This is a genomic window from Streptomyces griseobrunneus, from assembly GCF_046713465.1.
Lineage (GTDB): Bacteria > Actinomycetota > Actinomycetes > Streptomycetales > Streptomycetaceae > Streptomyces > Streptomyces microflavus.
Genome location: NZ_CP177080.1, coordinates 5,029,994 through 5,048,207 on the forward strand (window position 1 = coordinate 5,029,994; position 18,214 = coordinate 5,048,207).

General features: G+C 73.8%; 8 protein-coding genes. 3 read left to right on the top strand and 5 right to left on the bottom strand.

The genetic code is table 11. From position 1 onward, the window contains the following. The first annotated feature begins 138 nt into the window (after positions 1-138). Genes ACK8N7_RS22920 through ACK8N7_RS22930 form a run of 3 tightly spaced genes read left to right on the top strand, consistent with a single transcriptional unit; the run spans position 139 to position 7,627 of the window. Positions 139-3,612, top strand: coding sequence for a bifunctional glycosyltransferase/CDP-glycerol:glycerophosphate glycerophosphotransferase (locus ACK8N7_RS22920; RefSeq protein WP_500443959.1), 3,474 nt, complete (start codon positions 139-141; stop codon positions 3,610-3,612). After that, on the top strand, positions 3,609-6,488 hold the full coding sequence (locus ACK8N7_RS22925) for a bifunctional glycosyltransferase/CDP-glycerol:glycerophosphate glycerophosphotransferase (protein WP_403213353.1): 2,880 nt from the start codon (positions 3,609-3,611) through the stop codon (positions 6,486-6,488). The genes ACK8N7_RS22920 and ACK8N7_RS22925 overlap by 4 nt, the downstream gene beginning before the upstream one ends. Continuing rightward, entirely contained in the window at positions 6,485-7,627 is a 1,143-nt protein-coding gene (locus ACK8N7_RS22930) for a glycosyltransferase (protein ID WP_500443961.1), read from the top strand. Before ACK8N7_RS22925 ends, ACK8N7_RS22930 begins: the two co-directional genes overlap by 4 nt. 26 nt (positions 7,628-7,653) lie before the next feature. Here ACK8N7_RS22930 and ACK8N7_RS22935 read toward each other — a convergent pair whose 3' ends face one another. The 5 genes from ACK8N7_RS22935 to ACK8N7_RS22955 all read right to left on the bottom strand — a co-directional run bounded on the left by ACK8N7_RS22935 (position 7,654) and on the right by ACK8N7_RS22955 (position 17,931). Continuing rightward, positions 7,654-9,894, bottom strand: coding sequence for a bifunctional glycosyltransferase/CDP-glycerol:glycerophosphate glycerophosphotransferase (locus ACK8N7_RS22935; RefSeq protein WP_500443963.1), 2,241 nt, complete (start codon positions 9,892-9,894; stop codon positions 7,654-7,656). 182 nt (positions 9,895-10,076) lie between these two features. After that, the gene (locus ACK8N7_RS22940) at positions 10,077-10,955 is read right to left on the bottom strand and encodes a carbohydrate ABC transporter permease (protein ID WP_403213347.1); all 879 of its coding nucleotides are present in this window, start codon (positions 10,953-10,955) and stop codon (positions 10,077-10,079) included. A gap of 100 nt (positions 10,956-11,055) precedes the next feature. Then, positions 11,056-12,342 carry a carbohydrate ABC transporter permease gene (locus tag ACK8N7_RS22945; protein WP_403213428.1) on the bottom strand — a complete coding sequence of 429 codons (1,287 nt, stop codon included), beginning with the start codon at positions 12,340-12,342 and terminating at the stop codon, positions 11,056-11,058. 100 nt (positions 12,343-12,442) lie between these two features. Further along, positions 12,443-13,804 (bottom strand): ABC transporter substrate-binding protein, encoded by a 1,362-nt coding sequence (locus ACK8N7_RS22950; protein ID WP_403213345.1) that lies wholly within the window; start codon positions 13,802-13,804, stop codon positions 12,443-12,445. A gap of 266 nt (positions 13,805-14,070) precedes the next feature. Further along, a complete protein-coding gene (locus tag ACK8N7_RS22955) occupies positions 14,071-17,931 on the bottom strand; it encodes an FHA domain-containing protein (RefSeq protein WP_500443965.1) in 3,861 nt (1,286 codons plus the stop codon). Positions 17,932-18,214: the final 283 nt, after the last annotated feature.

The window sequence follows — 18,214 nt, forward strand, 5'->3', positions numbered from 1 at the left end:
CAACTCCGCTCCCTCCGTCACCCGAACGGCTTCCCTCGGGTGACCGGGCCCCGTGGCGCGGGTTGTACACCGTGGCCCCCTCATCAACCTTGATGGTCATCCCCCGATGTCGTCCGCCCGGAAGGATCGTGCGCTGCGATGGCACCCCGTCTCACCGTCGTCGTCCCCCTCTACAACGTCGAGGAGTACCTCGGTGCCTGCTTGACCTCGCTCGCCGAACAGACCATGGCGGACCTGGAGGTCGTCCTCGTGGACGACGGCTCCACCGACAACGGGCCCGCTCTGGCCCAGGAGTTCGTGGACCGCGATCCACGGTTCCGGATGATCAGCCAGGAGAACGCCGGTCTGGGCGCCGCCCGTAACGCCGGAGTCCGTGAGGCCCATCCGGAGGGCCGGTTCCTCACGTTCGTCGACAGTGACGACGTCGTACCGCCCGGTGCGTACGAACGGATGCTCGCCGAACTCGACAGCTCCGGCTCCGACTTCGCGACCGGCAATGTGCTCCGGCTGCGGGCGAACGGGGCGCTGGAGCAGTCCCCGATGTTCCGCAAGCCGATGGAGAAGGCCCGGCCGGCCACCCATGTCACCCGGGACTGGATCCTGCTGGGCGACCGCATCGCCTGCAACAAGGTGTTCCGCCGCACCTTCTGGGACGAACACGCCTTCGCCTTCCCGACCGGCGTGCTGTACGAGGACATCGCCGTCGTCCTGCCCGCCCACTTCCTGGCCCGCTCGGTCGACGTCGTCGAGGAGCCCGTCTACCACTGGCGCGACCGCGACGGCTCGATCACCACCCGGCGGGCCGTCCCCCAGGGCATCCGCGACCGGGTCACCGCCGTCACCACCGTCAGCGACTTCCTCGCCGGCCGCCCCGACCTGGCAGAGGCCAAGCGGCGCTACGACGCGCACGCGCTCTCCGGCGACCTGTGGCTGTTCATCGAGGCCCTGCCCGGCGGCGACGAGGAGTTCCACGAGGCCTTCCTCGATCACGCGGGGGCCTTCGCCGCCACCGTCGCCCCCGAGGTCTTCGCCGGTCTGCCGCTGGACCTGCGGGTCAAGTGGCAGCTCATCCGGGAGCGCCGGACCGCCGAACTCCTCGCGCTGCTCGCCGAGGAGAAGAACGACCGGGACGCCTTCCACGTACGCGGCCTCCTCCGCCCCCGTGCCCACCACCCCGCCGTCCGCGACCCGCTGCCGCCCGCCACCACCGCGCTCACCCCCGCCGACCTCCCCGTCCACGCCCACCTCACCGAGGCCGTGTGGCGGGACGGGCTGCTGCGGCTGACCGGGTACGCCTACGTACGCAACGCGCCGGGCGGGCCCCCGCGGCTGGGCTGGCTGCGGTCCGGGAAGCGGCTGGTCCCGCTGCGCCTGCGTGCCACCGGCGGCGACGAGGCCACCGCCCGCTCCGGGCGCTCCCTGCACCGCTACGCGCGCGCCGGGTTCGAGGCCGTCGTCGACCCGCGCGCCCTCGCCGCCAAGAGCAAGGGCAAGGGCAAGGGCGGGCGTACGACCTGGAAGCTGGAGTCGCTCCTCTTCGGCGCGGGGCGGGTGCGCCGGGGCCCGATGCGGCTCACCGGCACCCCGGCCCCGCCCGCCGTCCTGTACACCGACGAGCGGACCCGGGTCGTCCCCGTCCTGTCCGGCAACAAGCTGGAGCTGCGCACCGAACGCGTCGCCGCCGTCCTCACCGGCCACTCGGCCGCCGACGACTCCCTCCACCTGGACGTGAAGGTCCTGGACGACGACGGGCCCGTCGCGCTGCGGCTGACCGAGTGGCGCACCAAGGACACGCTGGAGTTCGCCCTGCGCGGCTCCCTGGGGTCCCGCGCCGCCGAGATCCCGCTGAGTGCGTTCCACGGCAAGGACGAGATCTGGGGCGTACAACTGGTCGGCGGGAGAGGCCGGTTGACCGTCGCCGCTCCGGCCGATGCCGAGGACGGCCGCTATCCGCTGTTCGGTGGCCGAGAGCTGTACGTGGCCCCCAACCCGTCCGGCGATCTCGTCCTCACCGACCGGACCGTGCAGCCCGTCGTCACCTCCGTGGCGTGGTCCGAGGGCGGAGAAGTGGTCCTCGAAGGCGCCTTCCCGGAGCCGTCCGGTGTCATCGGTGAGCTGGTGGCGCGGCACAGCGGACACCACGAAGAGGCAGTAATCCCCGTGGAGTTGGGGGAGAAGGGCATCTTCCGGGCCGTGGTCGACCCCGCTGCCGTGGACGGGCCGGGCGGGCCGCTGCCGCTCGCCGAGGGGCGCTGGTATCTCTTCCTCCGCGAGCCGGGCGAGCGCGACCCCGACGCGTACCGGCCACTGTGCCTGACCGCCCCGCTCCACGCCGGACTACCCCTCCAACGGGCTTCGGAGGGAAGGCCCTTCACCCTTCAGCGCCGCCATCACGACCGGCTCGTCCTGGAGGCGGGCAGCGCCCTGCCCGTAACCGAGCAGGGTGCGTACGGGCAGCGGATCCAGCGCGAGCGGTACGCCGGACTCCGCGCCACCGACCGCGACCAGCTGCGCCCGGCCGCCCTCTACGCCAGCTACGACGGCCGCCAGTACTCCGACTCGCCCCGCGCGATCCACCGCGAACTCGCCTCCCGCGCATCGCAGATCGAGCACCTCTGGGTGGTCCGCGACCAGCAGGCGGCCGTGCCCGACGGGGTCCGGGCCGTCGCCCTGCACAGCGCCGAGTGGTACGAGGCGCTCGCCCGGAGCCGGTGGGTCGTCACCAACACCCATCTGCCCCAGTGGTTCGAGCGGGCCGAGGGGCAGTGCGTCGTCCAGACCTGGCACGGCACCCCTCTCAAGCGCATCGGCCGCGACCTCGCGGGCACCCCGCACGCCGACGCCGCCTACATGGCCTCCATGGAGCACCGGTCCGCCCAGTGGAGCGTGCTGGTCTCCCCGAACAGCTTCTCCTCGCCCGTCCTGCGCCGCGCCTTCGGCTACTCGGGCGAGGTGCTGGAGTGCGGCTACCCGCGCAACGACCTGCTGTACGCGCCCGACCGGGCGAAGGTCGCCGCCGCCGTACGGGAGCGGCTCGCCATCCCCGGGGGGCGGCGCGTCGTCCTGTACGCCCCGACCTGGCGCGAGGACCGGCCCCGGCAGGGCGGACGGTACGAACTCGACCTCCAACTCGACCTGGACCAGGCCCGCGAGGCCCTCGGTGAGGACCATGTGCTCCTGGTCCGCCGCCACTACCTCGTCGGCGGCAGCGTCCCCGGCACCGACTTCGTCCGGGACGTCTCGCGCCACCCGGACGTCTCCGAACTGCTGCTGATCAGCGATGTCCTGGTCACCGACTACTCCTCGATCATGTTCGACTTCGCGCAGACCGGCCGCCCGATGCTCTTCCACACCTATGACCTGGCGCACTACCGGGACACCCTGCGCGGCTTCTGCTTCGACTTCGAGCACCGTGCCCCCGGACCTCTGATCCCCGGCTCCGCGGGGGTCGTGGCCGCCCTGCGCGACCCGGAGGCCGCCGTCGCCGGGCACCGGGAGGCGTACGAGCGGTTCCGCGAGGCGTTCTGCGATCTCGACGACGGGAGCGCGGCCGCGCAGGTCGTGGACCGCATGCTCAAGGACGGATCCGGGCCGCGGGAGGCGCAGGCATGACCGATTTCAGCTGTGTGATCACCGGCGGCGGGGACACCGAAGGGGCGGGAGGGGCCGACGCACTGCGCGCCTCCGTCGCGTCCGTCCTCGGCCAGTCGCTGCAAGGCTGCGAGGCCCTCGTCGTCCTCGCCTCCGGCGCCGGAGCGGCCACCCGCACCGCCGCCCGCGCCCTGGCCGACAGCACCCCCGGCCGGGTCCGCCTCGTCCACGCCGACCCGGCCGCCCGCACCACCGGCGCCCTGCGCAACGCCGGACTGGACGCGGCGACCGGCCGGTACGTCCTGGTGCTCACCCCCGGCGAGCGCCTCCACCGCCACGCCTGCCGCAACCTCTGGCAGGCGGGCGAACGCAGCCGCGCCGACCTGGTCGCCGGGCGGTGGAGCCGGACCGTCGACGAGGGCGGCAAGGAGCAGGAACCGCCCTGGCAGGACGAGCTGTTCGCCCGCTCCCGTACCGTCGCCCGGTTCGCCGAGGCGCCCGGACTCGTCGTCCGGGACGCCCTGGTGACCGGCTTCTGCCTGCGCCGGGAGGCCGCCCGGCGACACGGGCTGCGGTACGAGGAGGACCTGGCGCACGGCGAGATCCTGTTCGGCCCGCTCGCCGCGGCGGCCGTCGGCCGGATCGCCCTGGTGCGGCGGCTGATCGTGACCGGCCGGGCCGTACCCGACCGGGCCCGCGACCTCACCGGCCTGGTGGAGGCCCACCGCCGGGTCGCCAACACCCTGGACGCCCACGGGCTTCCCGCTCTGCGCGAGGAGCGGGAGCGGGCCTTCGCACGCGACCACCTGGTGCCGCTCGCCCGCTCCTTCCCCCGGATCCCCGCCGCCCGCCGCACCCGGACCGCCGCCACGGCCGCCCGCGTCCTGACCGCCCCCGTACCGCGGGAACTGCCGCCGCTGGAGCGGGTCGCGGTCACCCTGCTGGCCCGGGGCGACGCCGAGGGCGTCCTGACGGCGGCGTACGCGCTGAGCCGTCCCGCCACCGTCTGCGCCCCGCTGGTGACGGGCCTGGACGGGCGGGTGCGCTGGGGCGGCGAGGGTCCCGCAGCGGTCGACGTCACCGAACTCGGCCACCAGTACCGCGTGTTCGGCGAGGTCCGGCTGATGAACCGGCTCACCCGCTGCACCGCCGAGGAGGGCCGGCTGCTGCTGGCGGGCCGCCTCGTGCTGCCCCCGCACACCGGGCCCGGCCCGGACACGCCCCTCACCGCCACCCTGGAGTTCCGGGCCCGGGGAGGGGCGCGCGCCGTCGCGTTCCCGGTGACGGAGCTGCGCCACGACGGGAACGGGATCACTTGGGGGGCGCGCGCCGACGTCACCCGCCTCCTGCGCCCCCTCGGCGTCCGCGACACCGCCTGGGACGCGCGGCTGATCGTGGAGGCCGAGGGGGATCACGGCCGCGTCCGGTCCGTCAGCGACCTCTTCGGCCCCCAGGACCTGGTGGAAGGGGCCGTCCGGTTCGCCGCCCGCCCCCGGCTCGGAAGGCTGACCGGGGAGACCTGGGAGCCCTACATCACCCTCAAGGACCACCTGGCGCTCCGCCTCACCGCCCGCCGCCGCCCGGCCCGGACCGCCCACCGCCTGGTGCGGTACGCCACCCACTTCCGCCCCGCCCGCAAGGCGAAGCGCCTCGTCCGCGCCCTGCGCAAACGGCTGGACCGCTACCGCTCCCGGGGCTTCAAGGCGCCCGTCTACAACACCTGGCTCACCCGGCTCCCCGTCCGCCGGGGCTCCGTCGTCTTCGAGAGCCACATGGGCCGCTGCTACGGCGACAGCCCGCGCGCCCTGCACGAGGAGATCCGCCGCCAGGGGCTGAAGCTCCGCCCCACCTGGTCCTACGACACCTCCCCGGCCGGCTTCCCGGACGACGCCCGCCTCGTACGCCGCTGGTCCTGGCGGTACCTCTGGGCGCTGGCCCGCGCCGAGTACTGGGTCGACAACCAGGGCTTCCCGCAACACCTGCGCAAACCCGCCCGCACCACCTACCTCCAGACCTGGCACGGCTCCGCGTACAAACGCATGGGCTTCGACGAGAGGCGCGTACAGCTCCGGAACGCACCCCAGCGGGACCGCCTCCAGCAGGCCGTCCACCGCTTCGACCACTTCCTCGTCCGCTCCGAGCACGACGTGGTGACCCTCGCCCACGCCTACCGGCTGCCCGACGACCGGCTCCTGCGCACCGGCTACCCGCGCAACGACGCCCTGATCGCGGAGCGCACCCGGGCCGAGACCGAGGGGCGGCTGCCGCGCCCGCCGCTCGCCGGGGCGCTGGGGATCGACGACCACAAGAAGGTGGTCCTCTACGCGCCGACGTTCCGGGGCGGCCCGACCGGCGGGAAGCAAGCAAGGCGCCGACTGCTCCTGGACGTGCGGGAGTTCGCCGAGCGGTTCGGGGACACGTACACCCTCCTCGTCCGGGCGCACTACCTGGAGGCCGCCCGGCTCCCCGTCTGCCCGCCGGGCACGGTGATCGACGTCTCGCGCCACCACGACGTCAGCGAGATCCTCGCCCTGGCCGACGTCCTGGTCACCGACTACTCCTCGATCATGTTCGACTTCGCGCTGCTGGACCGGCCCGTCGTCCTGTACGCCCCCGACCTCGACGCGTACGCCGCCGAGCGCGGCAGCTACTTCGACCTGCGGGAGAGCGCGCCGGGCCCGGTCACCGCCACGCAGGAGGAACTCTTCGCCGAACTCGCCGAGCTGAAGAAGTCCGACACCCGGCACGCAGCGCAACGGGCTTCCTTCGCCGAGAAGTTCGGCACCTACGACCGGGGGGACGCGGCCCGGCAGGTCGTCGCAGCGGTGTTCTCCCGCCGGGGAGCCCGCCGGGGAGTCCGCCACACCACCGACCACGACCGGGGGGCCGGCCGATGAGCCGCGACATCTTCATCGTCTCCAACAGCACCGACGAACTCGGCGGGGTCACCGCCTGGACGCACCAGACCGCCCGCCTCTTCACCGAGCAGGGCCACCGCGTCCACATCATCGGCATCCACGCCGCCGAACGGAAGATGACCCTGCCCGAGCGGCCCGGCCACCCCGTCACCGCCCTCTACCCGGCCCACCCGCCGACCCCCTGGGCCCCCCAGGGCATCCGGGACCGCTTCCGCATCCCCAGCCGCCGCCGGGAGGCGGCCCGGGTCGCCGAGAAGCGGCGGGCGGTCGCGCGGCTCTCTGAACTCTTCGCCGCCGCCCGGCCCGGCGGGGTCGTCGTCGTCAGCCAGGTCTGGGCGATGGAGTGGGTCGGGGAGGCCGACACCGCCGGGCTGCGGGTGATCGGGATGAGCCACGAGTCCTACGACTACTCCCGCGCGAGCCACCGCTACCGCTGGATCAAGAACCACTACAAGGACATCGACCACTGGCTCGTCCTCACCGAGGAGGACGCCGACCGGTGGGCGGGCGACGGGCTGAACAACGTCGGCTTCCTGCCCAACGCCCTCGCCCACCTGCCCCACGTTCCCTCCCCGCGCACCGCGAGGACCGTGGCCAGCATCGGCCGCCTCACCGACCAGAAGGGCATCGACCTCCTCCTCGACACCTGGGCCCTGGTCGCCCCGCAGCGCCCCGACTGGCGGCTGCGCGTGTACGGGACGGGCGAGGACGAGGCCGCACTGAAGACCCGCTGCACCGGCCTCGGGCTCGACGGGTCCGTGGAGTGGATGGGCCGTACGGACGACGTGGAGGCGGCCCTCGCCGACGCCTCCGTCTTCGTCCAGTCCTCCCGTGGCGAGGGCTTCCCGCTCGCGCTCCTGGAAGCGATGGCCGGCGGGGTGCCGTGCGCCGCCTTCGACTGCGCGCCCGGGGTCCGCGAGATCGTCCGGGACGGCGAGGACGGCCTCCTCGCCCCCGCCGGGGACACCGCCGCCCTCGCCGACCGGCTGCTCCGGGTGACCGGCAACCCCCGGCTGCGCGACGCGCTGGGGGACCGGGCGCGCTCGGGCGTCCAGCGGTTCTCCGAACCGGAGGTGGCGCGGCGCTGGGAGGAGCTGTTCGCGTTCCTGGAGCGGTGAGGCGGTCCTGACGGGTGGGCCCCGGTTCAGCCCCGGGCCGCCCGCGCGCCCGCCTGGTGGTGCTGCGCAGGCACGACCGCCCGCCGGGCCGAGAGCGGGACCGGGAGCGGCAGCCCGTCCGTCTCGCCGAGGAAGACCCGCCGCACCACGCGCTCGGCGGCGTTCCCGTCGTCGTACGGACAGAACCGCGCCCGGAACGCCGCCCGCAGCTGCGCCGAGCGTGAGCCCCGCCAGTGGTCCGTGGCGAAGATGTCGAACAGCTCGTCCTGGCTGCGCGCGACGACGCCGGGAGGGAACGCCGTGATGTCGAAGTAGGTTCCCCGGGCCGCCTCGTACGCCTCGATGTCGTCCAGATGCAGGATCACCGGGCGGTCCAGGTTGACGTAGTCGAACATCAGCGACGAGTAGTCCGTGAGCAGCGCGTCCGAGGCGAGCGCCAGCGTTTCCAGGGAGGCGTGGCCGGTGACGTCGATGATCCGGGGATGCGTCGTCACCGTACGCGTACGGCTGCGGCTGCCGCCCCGGGCACGGGGGGCGCGGTCCAGGATCACGAACCGAGGCCCCAGCACCCGGATCAGCCGCTCCAGGTCGAGGGCCGGCCGCTGGACGCGCCGGTAGTCGCGGTGCGTCGGGGCGTGGAGGAGGGCCATGGTGCCCGCCGGGATGCCGAGCGTCTCGCGGAGCCGGGCCACGTCGGCCGGGCCGGTGCGGTGGTAGACGTCGTTGCGCGGGGAGCCGTACTCCAGCGTCGTGTACGCGGACGGGTAGGCCCGCTCCCGTACGAGGGTGGTGTGCGGGTTGGCGGAGAGGGCGAAGTCCCACTTGTCGACATCGCGCAGCACCTGCTCGAAGTCGGTGTTCCCGGCGGCGGCGGGCCGGTCCAGGAGATCGGTGCCGATGGTCTTGAGCGGGGTGCCGCGGTGGGTCTGGAGGAGGATCTGGCCGCGCCGCTTCACCAGCCGCCGGTCGAAGCCGACGTTGTTCACGAGGTACGCGGAGCGGGCCAGGGCGCTCCAGTACGCGAAGGTCCCGGGCGTGAGGCGGCGGGTGGCGGTCGGCACGGTGTGGGCGTCGACGGGACGGCAGATCCACGCGGTCCGCAGCCCCGGGACCAGCTCGCGCGCCTTCGCCTCGATCGCGGCCGGGCTGCAGGCGTACCCCCCGCCCCCGTAGGCGGCGAACACCGCGTCCCGGGTGCGCAGCGGCAGCCGCAGCTGGGTCCGGTAGTGCGCCTGGAGCGCCGCGCCCCGCACCGCCCGGCGCAGGGCGGCAGCGCCCCGACGCAGCCCGTCGCCGATCCGCCTGCTCGCCGCCAGGGCCCGGTAGGTGCGGCGCGCGCCCAGCCGCATCAGGCCGTGGCGGAGCTGGGCGCGGCGGGGGGCCGGGGCGCCCGGGGTGCGGTAGCGGCGGCAGGAGGCGGTGGCCCGGCGGAAGAACGCGGCGCGGCTGGGGTGCGGCAGCCGGTCCCGGGAGGCGTAGACCGCGCAGAAGTGGTCGAGCATCCGGCGGAACAGCACCGGCCGCCACCCGGAGAGTTCGGGGCGGGCGTCGACGAACGCGAAGACCCGGTCGTACTGGTCGAAGATGTCGAAGTGCCGGTCACTGGTGGTGGAGAGGATGTTGCCGCGCCGCCGCTGCCGGTAGGAGACGCAGACCGCGTCCAGGACCGCGATCGACCCGGCGGACATCAGCACCGGGTAGGTCCAGGGGGTGTCCTCGTAGTAGCCGGGCGGGAAGGCGAACCCCTCGGCCTCGACGAACGCGCGGCGGTACGCCTTGTTCCAGACGACCATGAGGAGCTGCAGCAGTTCGGGGCGGTCGGCCAGCCGGAAGGAGGCGGGTCCCCGCTCGTCGAGCCGGTCCGCGAGGACGTTGCGTACGCTCCGGCCCGACCAGTACGTCCGCGCGTAGTCGTACATCAGGACGTCGGGGTCGCCGGTCGCGTCGAGCCGGTCGGCGATGGTGCGGAGCGCCTCCGGGAGGAGGGTGTCGTCGCCGTCCAGGAAGATCAGGTAGTCGCCGGAGGCCCGCTCCATCCCGGTGTTGCGGGCCGGTCCCAGGCCGGAGTTGGCGGGGAGGTGGAGAGCGGTGACGCGGGGGTCCCGGCGGGCGTACTCGTCGGCGATCGGGCCGCAGGCGTCCGGGGAGCAGTCGTCGACCACGATGATCTCGTAGTCCTTGAAGGACTGGTCCAGCACGGAATCCAGACACGCGTGCAGATACGCCTGGACCCGGAATGCGGGCACGATGACACTGAACCGGGGCACTACACATCCATGGGTCGTTCGCGGGAACCAGGTGGCCCGCAAACGTCGGATGGAATGACAGGGTTACGCCGGACGTGGCATTCGGGCGAAGTACACGCCGAAGCGGCCCGGTTCCGGGGATCCGGGCCGCTCGCGGTTGACGTACGGCCGTGCGTGCCGTCGTACGCGTGGGTGAGCGCGGGCTACTTGACCGCCCCCGCCATGACACCCGAGACGAACTGCCGCTGGAAGGCGAAGAACACCGCCAGCGGGATCACCATCGACACGAACGCACCGGGCGCCAGTACGTCGATGTTGTTGCCGAACTGGCGTACCTGCTGCTGGAGCGCCACGGTGATCGGCGGCGAGTCGGAGCCCGCGAAGATCAGCGCCACCAGCATGTCGTTCCACACCCACAGGAACTGGAAGATCCCGAGCGAGGCGATCGCCGGACCGCCCAGCGGCATCACGACCCGGGTGAAGAGACGGATCTCGCCCGCCCCGTCGAGCCGTGCGGCCTCAAGCAGTTCGCGCGGGATCTGCGCGAAGAAGTTCCGCAGCAGGAAGATCGCGAACGGCAGCCCGAAGGCCGTGTGGAACAGGACGACCCCGAGCGTCGTCTCGAAGATCCCGATGGTGCCGAAGAGTTCGGACACCGGGATCAGCGCGACCTGCACGGGGACCACCAGCAACCCGACGACCAGCAGGAACCACCAGTCGCGGCCGGGGAAGTCCATCCACGCGAAGGCGTACGCGGCGAGCGAACCGATCACCACCACCAGCACGGTGGACGGCACGGTGATCATGACGGTGCTGACGAGGGAGCCGGTGATCGTCGAATTGTCCAGCAGGCGCTGGTAGTTGTCGAAGGTCAGCTCGGAGGGGACGGTGAAGACCTTCCACCAGCCGGTCGCGGCGATGTCCTCGGGGCCCCGGAGCGAGGAGAGGAACAGGCCGATGGTCGGCATGATCCAGAACAGGGCGACCAGGATCAGGAAGACCCGCATCACCCCGCCGCCGAGGCGCGCCGCGATCCGGGCGGCGAGGGACTGCTCGGGTTTGAGCGTCGAGGGTGTGGTCATCGCTGCCCCTCCTTCCGTATCCGGCGGATGTTGCTGCGTCTTCCCGGGGGACAACCCCCGGACCCCCGGCCGGGAGGCGTCACGTGGCGGGCCAGGTCCGTCATCGCTGCCCCTCCTTCCGTATCCGGCGGATGTTGAAGAGCATCACCGGGACCACCAGGAGCAGCAGAAGCACCGCGATGGCGCTGCCGATGCCCAGGTCGGCGTCCGTGCCGAAGGACGACCGGTACAGCTGGAGGGCCAGGACGTTCGCGTCGTCCTGGGAGGAGCCCGGCGCGATGATGAAGACCAGGTCGAAGACCTTCAGCACGTTGATCATCAGTGTCACCAGCACCACCGCGAGGACCGGGGCCAGCATCGGCACGGTGATCCGGCGGAACACCTGCCACTCGTTGGCACCGTCCACCCGGGCGGCCTCCAGGAGTTCGCGTGGCAGCCCGGCCAGCCCGGCCGCGATCAGCACCATCGCGAACCCGGCCCACATCCACACGTAACTCCCGATGATCCCGGGTGTCACAAGGCTCGGGCCGAGCCAGTCGACGCCGTTGTAGGGCTCGCGGAAGTTCTCCGCGGGCAGGCGCAGTTGGGCCCCGTCCGCCGATGCGGGCAGCGTGAACACCCCGTCGGCCCCGGCCGTCGCGGTGGCGATGACCTTGCCGTCCTTGACCGCCTCCACCTTCAGGCCCTTGAGGCCCAGCTCCTCGGGGTCGACGACATTGGGTTTCCCGCCGCCGCCCCGGGTGAAGTCCAGCCAGGCCGTGCCGGTGATCCCGTCACCGTCCACCGCCGGGGCCGCCTTCGCCGGGCGGGCGTCGCCGGGCATCTTGGCCGGGGCCACCCCGACCAGCGGCACCTGGACGGCTTCCCCGGCCCGTACCGGCTCCTTGGAGACGTAAGACCCGCCCTCACCCTTCTCCAGCGGATGCACGGGCAGCGGGCGCGCCTTGGGGAAGCCGGCCGACTCGTTGAACGTGTCGTGCACGCTCACCGCGACGGCGTTGGCCACCCCGCGTTCGGGCGCCTGGTCGTAGACGAGGCGGAAGATGATGCCCGCCGCCAGCATCGAGATCGCCATCGGCATGAAGACGATCAGCTTGAACGCCGTACCCCAGCGGATCCGTTCGGTCAGCACCGCGAAGATCAGGCCCAGCGCGGTCGCGACGGTCGGGGCGAACACCACCCAGATCGCGTTGTTCTTCACCGCGGTGAGGATCGTGTCGTCGGTGAACAGAGCCTTGTAGTTGTCGATCCCGGCGAAACCCGTACCGGCCTGGTCGAAGAACGACCGGTAGACCGAGTAGCCGATCGGATAGAGCACCAGCGCGCCGAGCAGCACCAGCGCGGGCAGCAGGAAAGCCGCCGCGATGACCCTGCGGGTGCCGGTCACACTCTTGAGCGTCTTCTTCGGGGGTGGCGGGGACGGGCGCGGCTTCGTGTCTGCGGAGGGCGCCGCACCGGCGCCCTCCGCGTTCGTGGTCGCCACCGCGTCAGCTCTTGTACGCCTTGGCCGCCTCGGACTCCAGCTTCTGCTGGGCCCCCGCGACGTCCTTCGGGTTCTTCAGGAAGTCCTGGAGGATCTTCCACTCACCCTTGCCGGGCGTCCCGCCGAACGACTGCGGGGCCTGGTCCGACATGTCGAAGCGGACGTCGTCACCGGCGGCGACGAGCGCCTCGGCCATCGTGCGCTGCACGTCATTGGGGTACGCGGCCGCGTCCAGGCTCTTGTTGGGCGAGATGAACCCGCCCGCCTCGGCCCAGATCTTCGCCGCGTCCGCCGAGGCCAGCCAGGTCAGCAGTGCCTGGGCACCCTTGCTGTCCTTCAGCGCCACCGCGGCGTCGCCACCGGTCACCACGGGGGAGTCCGCCCCGACCGCCGGGAACGGGAAGACCTTGGCATCCGTACCGATCTTCGCCTCGGTCTGCGCGATGTTGATGGAGACGAAGTCGCCCTCGAAGACCATGGCGCCCTTGGGCTGGTCGCCGCCGGTGAACGTCTGGGTCACCGAGGTCGGGAACTCCGTCTGGAGCGCCCCGTCCGCGCCGCCCGCGATCAGCTCCGGCTTGCCGAACAGCTCGGCCAGGGTGGTCAGCGCGTCCTTGACCGACGGGTCGGTCCACGGGATCTCGTGCTTCGCCAGCTGGTCGTACTTCTCCGGGCCCGCCTGGGAGAGGTAGACGTTCTCGAACCAGTCGGTGAGCGTCCAGCCGTCGGCGCCCGCCACGGAGACCGGGGTGACACCGGAGGCGGAGATGGTCTCCGCGGTGGTGATGAAGTCCTTCCAGGTCTTCGGCTCGGCCGCGCCCGCGTTGTCGAAGGCCGCCGCGTTGTACCAGATCAGGGACTTGTTCGCGGCCTTGAAGTACACGCCGTACTGGGTGCCGTCCACCGCCCCGAGGTCCTGCCACACCTTGGCGTAGTTCTTCGTCAGCTGGGCCTTGGCCTCCGGGCCGACCGGCTTGGCCCACTTCTTGGCCACCGCCTGCTGGATGGCGCCGACCTGGGGGATCATCGCGACGTCCGGGGGCTGGCCGCCCGCGATCTTCGTACCGAGGAAGTTGACGATCGGGTCCTGGGCCGGGACGAAGGTGACCTTCGCGCCCGTACGCTTCTCGAACTCGCCCAGCACCTTGGTGAAGTTGGCCTGCTCGGGTCCTGTCCAGACCGCGGCGACGGAGATGTTCTCCCCGTCCAGCTTCGGCAGGGTGACCGTGGACGCGCTGTCCGTGCCCTCGCCCGAACCGTCGCCCGACTTCTTCGAACCGCCGCCGTCCCCGCAGCCGGTCAGCGCCAGAGCGCCGACCGCCGTGAAGACGAGCGCGGCCCTGCGTATGGAAAGGGTTGTACGCATTCCTGCCCCGTCTCTTCCGTACGCGCCCGACCACGTTGTCGTCGCCCGGGCTGCGTCGTCCGTGCGCACAGTCCTACGCCCGGTGCACGGGCCCCGCAATACCGCCGTCGGGCCCAACACGGTGATCGTGATGGCCTCGTGACGTCATGTCAGCCGGGGCGGGGAAATGCGGCTGAATGAGGTGAGGGACGGGCGGGCAGGGACAGGAGTGTCAGCTGGGACGCGTGCCTCCGGGGTGTGGCGCGGCGGATTCCGACGGGGTGGCCTCAGGCCGGGAACGGGATCAGCGGGGGCAGACGCTCGGCGTTCACCGAGCGGGCCGCGCGCTCCAGGGCGCTGGCGAGCAGCGCCAGGTCCGTCGGCCCGTTGCCCAGCTCGCGGACCGGGCGGCGGGTCGGGGGATCGCCCATCCGCTCCCACTCCAGCGGGACGACGGTGGGGCGCAGCGTCGCCGTACGCGGGATGCGGCCGGTGACCCGGCCCCCCTGGAACGGGGTCACCCGGCCGTCCGGGTGCCCCAGCCTGCCCCGGCCCGGGGCCGGTTCGTCCGGGGAGGGCGGCAGGACCGGGGCGTCCAGCACGATGCGCAGCCGCGCCCCCCGGGCCAGCTCGGTGTCCTCCGTGCGGTCCGGGCGGGCCGAGGTGGCGACCAGGTGCACCCCGAGCCGGCCGCCGTCCCGGGCCACGGCCTCCAGCGCCCGCACCACGGAACCGGCGGCGGGGCGGCCGGGGCTGCCGAGCCCCGGAGCGACCAGGGCGTCGAAGTCGTCGACGAGCACGACGAGGCGCGGCAGGGGCGAGGGGCCCGGGTCCGACGCCCGCGCGGCGACCGGGCGCAGCCGGAGCGTGCCGCTGGCCGGGGAGTCCAGGTCGCCCCGGCGCTCGGCGCCGGTCGGCGGACGCTGGCCCACGATGCGCCGGGACTCCTCCTGCTGGGCCGCTTCCGCGTGCCGGGCGTGCCAGGCGGCGAAGTCCAGCGGGCCGAGCAGTTCGGCGCGGCGCTTCAGCTCGCCGCCGAGGGCCTGTGCGAACTCCCGCATCCGGACCGGGTCGGAGGCGACGAGGTGCGTGAAGACGTGCGGCAGCTCAGTACAGGGGAGCAGCCCCGGTGCTGAACTGTCGCGGTCCTCGGGCTTCCCGCCGGCCCCGTCGACCAGGAGGATGCCGAGTCGGTCGGGCCGGGCGGCGGAGGCGAGCGAGGCCGCGACGGCCCGCAGCAGTTCGGTGCGGCCGCTACCGGCGGGGCCCTCGATGAGCAGGTGCGGGCCCTCGTCGGCGAGATCGACGCTGAGGGCGCCCCGGGGGCCGGCCCCGAGCACGAGCACGGGCCGCCCGGCCTGCGCCGAGTGCCCCACCGGACCCTCACCGCCCTGCGGGCCGACCCGGGGGGCGGTGCGGGCGGGGTGGGACGTGCGGTTCGAGTCCCGGCTGTCCGCGCCGGGGTGGGGCGTGCGGCTTGAGTCCCGGTTGTCCGTGGCCGGGTACCGCGTACGGCCGGAGTCCCGGCTGTCCGGACCGGCGCCCGGGTACGGCGTGCGGTTCGAGTCCCGGCCGTCTGTGCCCGGGTACGGTGTACGCCCGGAGTCCCGGTTGTCCGTGCCGCCGCCCGGGTACGGCGTACGGCTGGAGTCCCGGTCGCCCGCCGCCGGGTACGGCTTCCGCCCCGGCGCAGGGGTGTCCTGGGCGCGGTGGCCCTCGGCGGCCGTGCGCTGCGGGCCCACGCGCGGGCCCGTACTGAGGGTGCGGCCCGAGCCGGGGGTCTCCAGGTCCGCCCGGGACGGGGGAACGGCGGCGGTGGCCCGGGGCACCGAGGCGCCCGGCTGGTCCTCCGCCGTGGACGCCCAGCGGGCCATCAGCGACGCCGGGGTCGCGCGGGCCAGGCCCAGCTCGTCCAGCAGCCGGGCTGAGGGCGGCAGCGCCGCCGTCGTCGGGCGGCCCGTCAGCGCGGCCGAGCCCTCGTCGCGCAGGGGTGCCAGCGCCCGTCCGAACCGCTCGGCCCAGGCCGCCGACACCGCGTCCACCGCGGCCACCGTGCCGTGTCCCGCGGCCTGACCGCCCGCCGTGCGCAGCAGGCGCAGAGCCGTGGCGACATCGCCGCTGAGCATCGCGACCGCCCCGCACTCGCGGAAGGCGATGGACGCCCGGCAGGCTGCGTCGTACGTCGCGGCCACCGGGGAGGTGGGCGAGGAGGCCGGTGTCTCGGCCAGGCAGATCAGATGGATCCCGGCCGCAGCCCCCGCACCGGCCAGGCGGGCCGTCGTCTCGCGCAGGGCCGCCGTACCGGGGTCGCCGTCGAGCACGACCACCGTGTGCGGGCCCGTGTGCGCGCGGGCCGCTTCGGCCACCTCGGTCCGGTCCAGGTTCGGCCAGCCGGGACCGAGCGGGCCCTCGTCGAGGCGGCGCACCAGCTCGGCGGTCCGGGCGGCCGCCTGCTCACGGTCGTACGCGAGGAGGAGCCGGCAGTCCTGCCCGTGCATCGGGCGCAGATGCGGCAGCCACCCCAGCCAGGACCACTCGCGCCGCCGTTCCTCCAGCGGGCGGGAGCGGTCCGTGGAGATGAGCACGATCTCCAGGTCGAACGGGGAGTGCAGCGCGGCGAGCTGCGCCACCGTGGCGCGGGCCAGCCCCGCCAGCCGGGCGCGCGGTCCGGCCAGCCCCAGCGAACCCGCCTCCCGCAGCCCCACCGTCACCGGCACCGACGGCACATCGGCCCGGTCGGTCGTCCCGAGCCGCACCACCAGCGCCTCCGGGTGCCCGTCGTGGCGCTCCCACAGGCGGGGCCCCGGGCCCAGCGCGGTCAGCAGCACCGCCGCCGGGTCCGGCCAGGTGCCCTCGGGCGCGGACGGCACGGCGGAGAAGGGGGAGAGCGGGGAGGCGGGGGAGGCCAGGTGACCGGGGTCGCCGAAGGAGCCGGAGGTGCCGTACGGGTCTGCGCCCGGGGCCTCCGAGGGGTGGGCGTGGGAGTGCCCGGACGGGGCGGCCCCCGCCTCCTGCCACGGGTCCCGGCCCGGCTGAGCCGTCCCCTGCGGCTGCTCGCCTCTGGCCCCGCCACCGCCCTTGAGCCGCCGGGCCCAGGCGCCTATGCCCCCGCGCCGGGGCACCTCGCCCGCACCTGACTGCTCCCGGCCGCCTGCCCCACCGAACGGCTCCCGGCCGCCCGTCGTGCCGGACTGCTCCCAGCTTCCCGCCGCACCGAACGGCTCCCCGCCGCCCGCCGCACCGAACTGCTCCCCGCCGCCCGCCGGACCGAACTGCTCCCGGCCGCCGTGGGTGCGCTGGTGCGCGGATGCGTCCGGGGTGCCGTGACCGGGGCCGGGCTCCTGGCCCTCGTACCCCTTGGGCTCCTGGCGGAAGGCGTGCGGCTGACGCCCGTACGCAGGGCTCTGCCCGTCGTCGTCGCTGCCGTACTGATAGGCCGCGAGGGGCGTGCCGGTGGGTGTCCCGGAGGAGTGGTGGACCGGAGCGTGCGGGTCCGGGTCGAGACGGCTCACCCGCAGGTGGCCCTCGCCGTCCGGGGCCGCCGGCAGCGTCACCGGACGCGAGCCGGCCGTGAGCCTGAGGGCCGATTCGCCGAGCCGCAGCAGGGCGCCGGGCGGGAAGCGGACGGGCTGGTCGCGGACCTCCGTACCGTCCAGGGAGGTGCCGTTCGTCGAGCCGAGGTCGGCGACCGAGACCCGGCCGTCCTCGGAGACCGTCACCGCGCAGTGCAGCCGGGACACGTCCGGGTCGTCCAGCGGGACATCGGCCTCGGCGGAGCGGCCGATCCGGATCCGGCCGCCGTGCAGCAGGTGGACCCCGCCCGCGTCCGGCCCGGCGACCACGTGCAGCTGCGCCGGAACGGCGTCGTCCGTCGCCTCGTCCTCGCCGGGGACCTGGAGCGAGAGCACCGCGCCGTCCACCAGCGGCGGTTCACCGAGGGCGATGCGCTGGGCGTCCAGCCGCTCCCGCCCGGCGAAGAGCACCACCGCCCCGCCGCCCTGGGAGCCCTCGGGCCCCGAGACGGCCTGGGCCAGACCGGAGGCGACAGCGGCCAGTGCCGTGCCGGCGGGGGCGGTGACGAGCACGTCGCAGGCGCGCGCCGGGGTCTGGCCGCTGCGCGGCGCTAGGACGGTCAGCCGGATCTGCATCGCCGTCGGCGGTCCCTTCTGCGCGGGGTGCCCGGCAGGGGAAACGCCCTGTGATTCCCCCCACCCGGCACGGACAGGTCGTCCGTACAGGTCGTCACGGACCCCGGGCTCCCGACCCGCCAGATCCGTGCTTGGAGGCATCCTCGCACCTGCCACTGACAACACGCCCGGCGGTCACCTTTAAATGATCTTGAATGGTCGGCTGTGGGCGCAAAAGTGCCTGCTTGCGTCCTGTTCCCGCCGGTCGGGCCGCCGTCACCAGCGATACCTGCCGCCTCCCGGG

Excerpts from the sequence above, each read along its gene's own strand:
- ACK8N7_RS22955 (WP_500443965.1), bottom strand. The coding sequence starts at position 17,931 with ATGCAGATCCGGCTGACCGTCCTAGCGCCGCGCAGCGGCCAGACCCCG.
- ACK8N7_RS22930 (WP_500443961.1), top strand. The coding sequence starts at position 6,485 with ATGAGCCGCGACATCTTCATCGTCTCCAACAGCACCGACGAACTCGGC.
- ACK8N7_RS22940 (WP_403213347.1), bottom strand. The coding sequence starts at position 10,955 with ATGACCACACCCTCGACGCTCAAACCCGAGCAGTCCCTCGCCGCCCGG.
- ACK8N7_RS22925 (WP_403213353.1), top strand. The coding sequence starts at position 3,609 with ATGACCGATTTCAGCTGTGTGATCACCGGCGGCGGGGACACCGAAGGG.
- ACK8N7_RS22920 (WP_500443959.1), top strand. The coding sequence starts at position 139 with ATGGCACCCCGTCTCACCGTCGTCGTCCCCCTCTACAACGTCGAGGAG.
- ACK8N7_RS22950 (WP_403213345.1), bottom strand. The coding sequence starts at position 13,804 with ATGCGTACAACCCTTTCCATACGCAGGGCCGCGCTCGTCTTCACGGCG.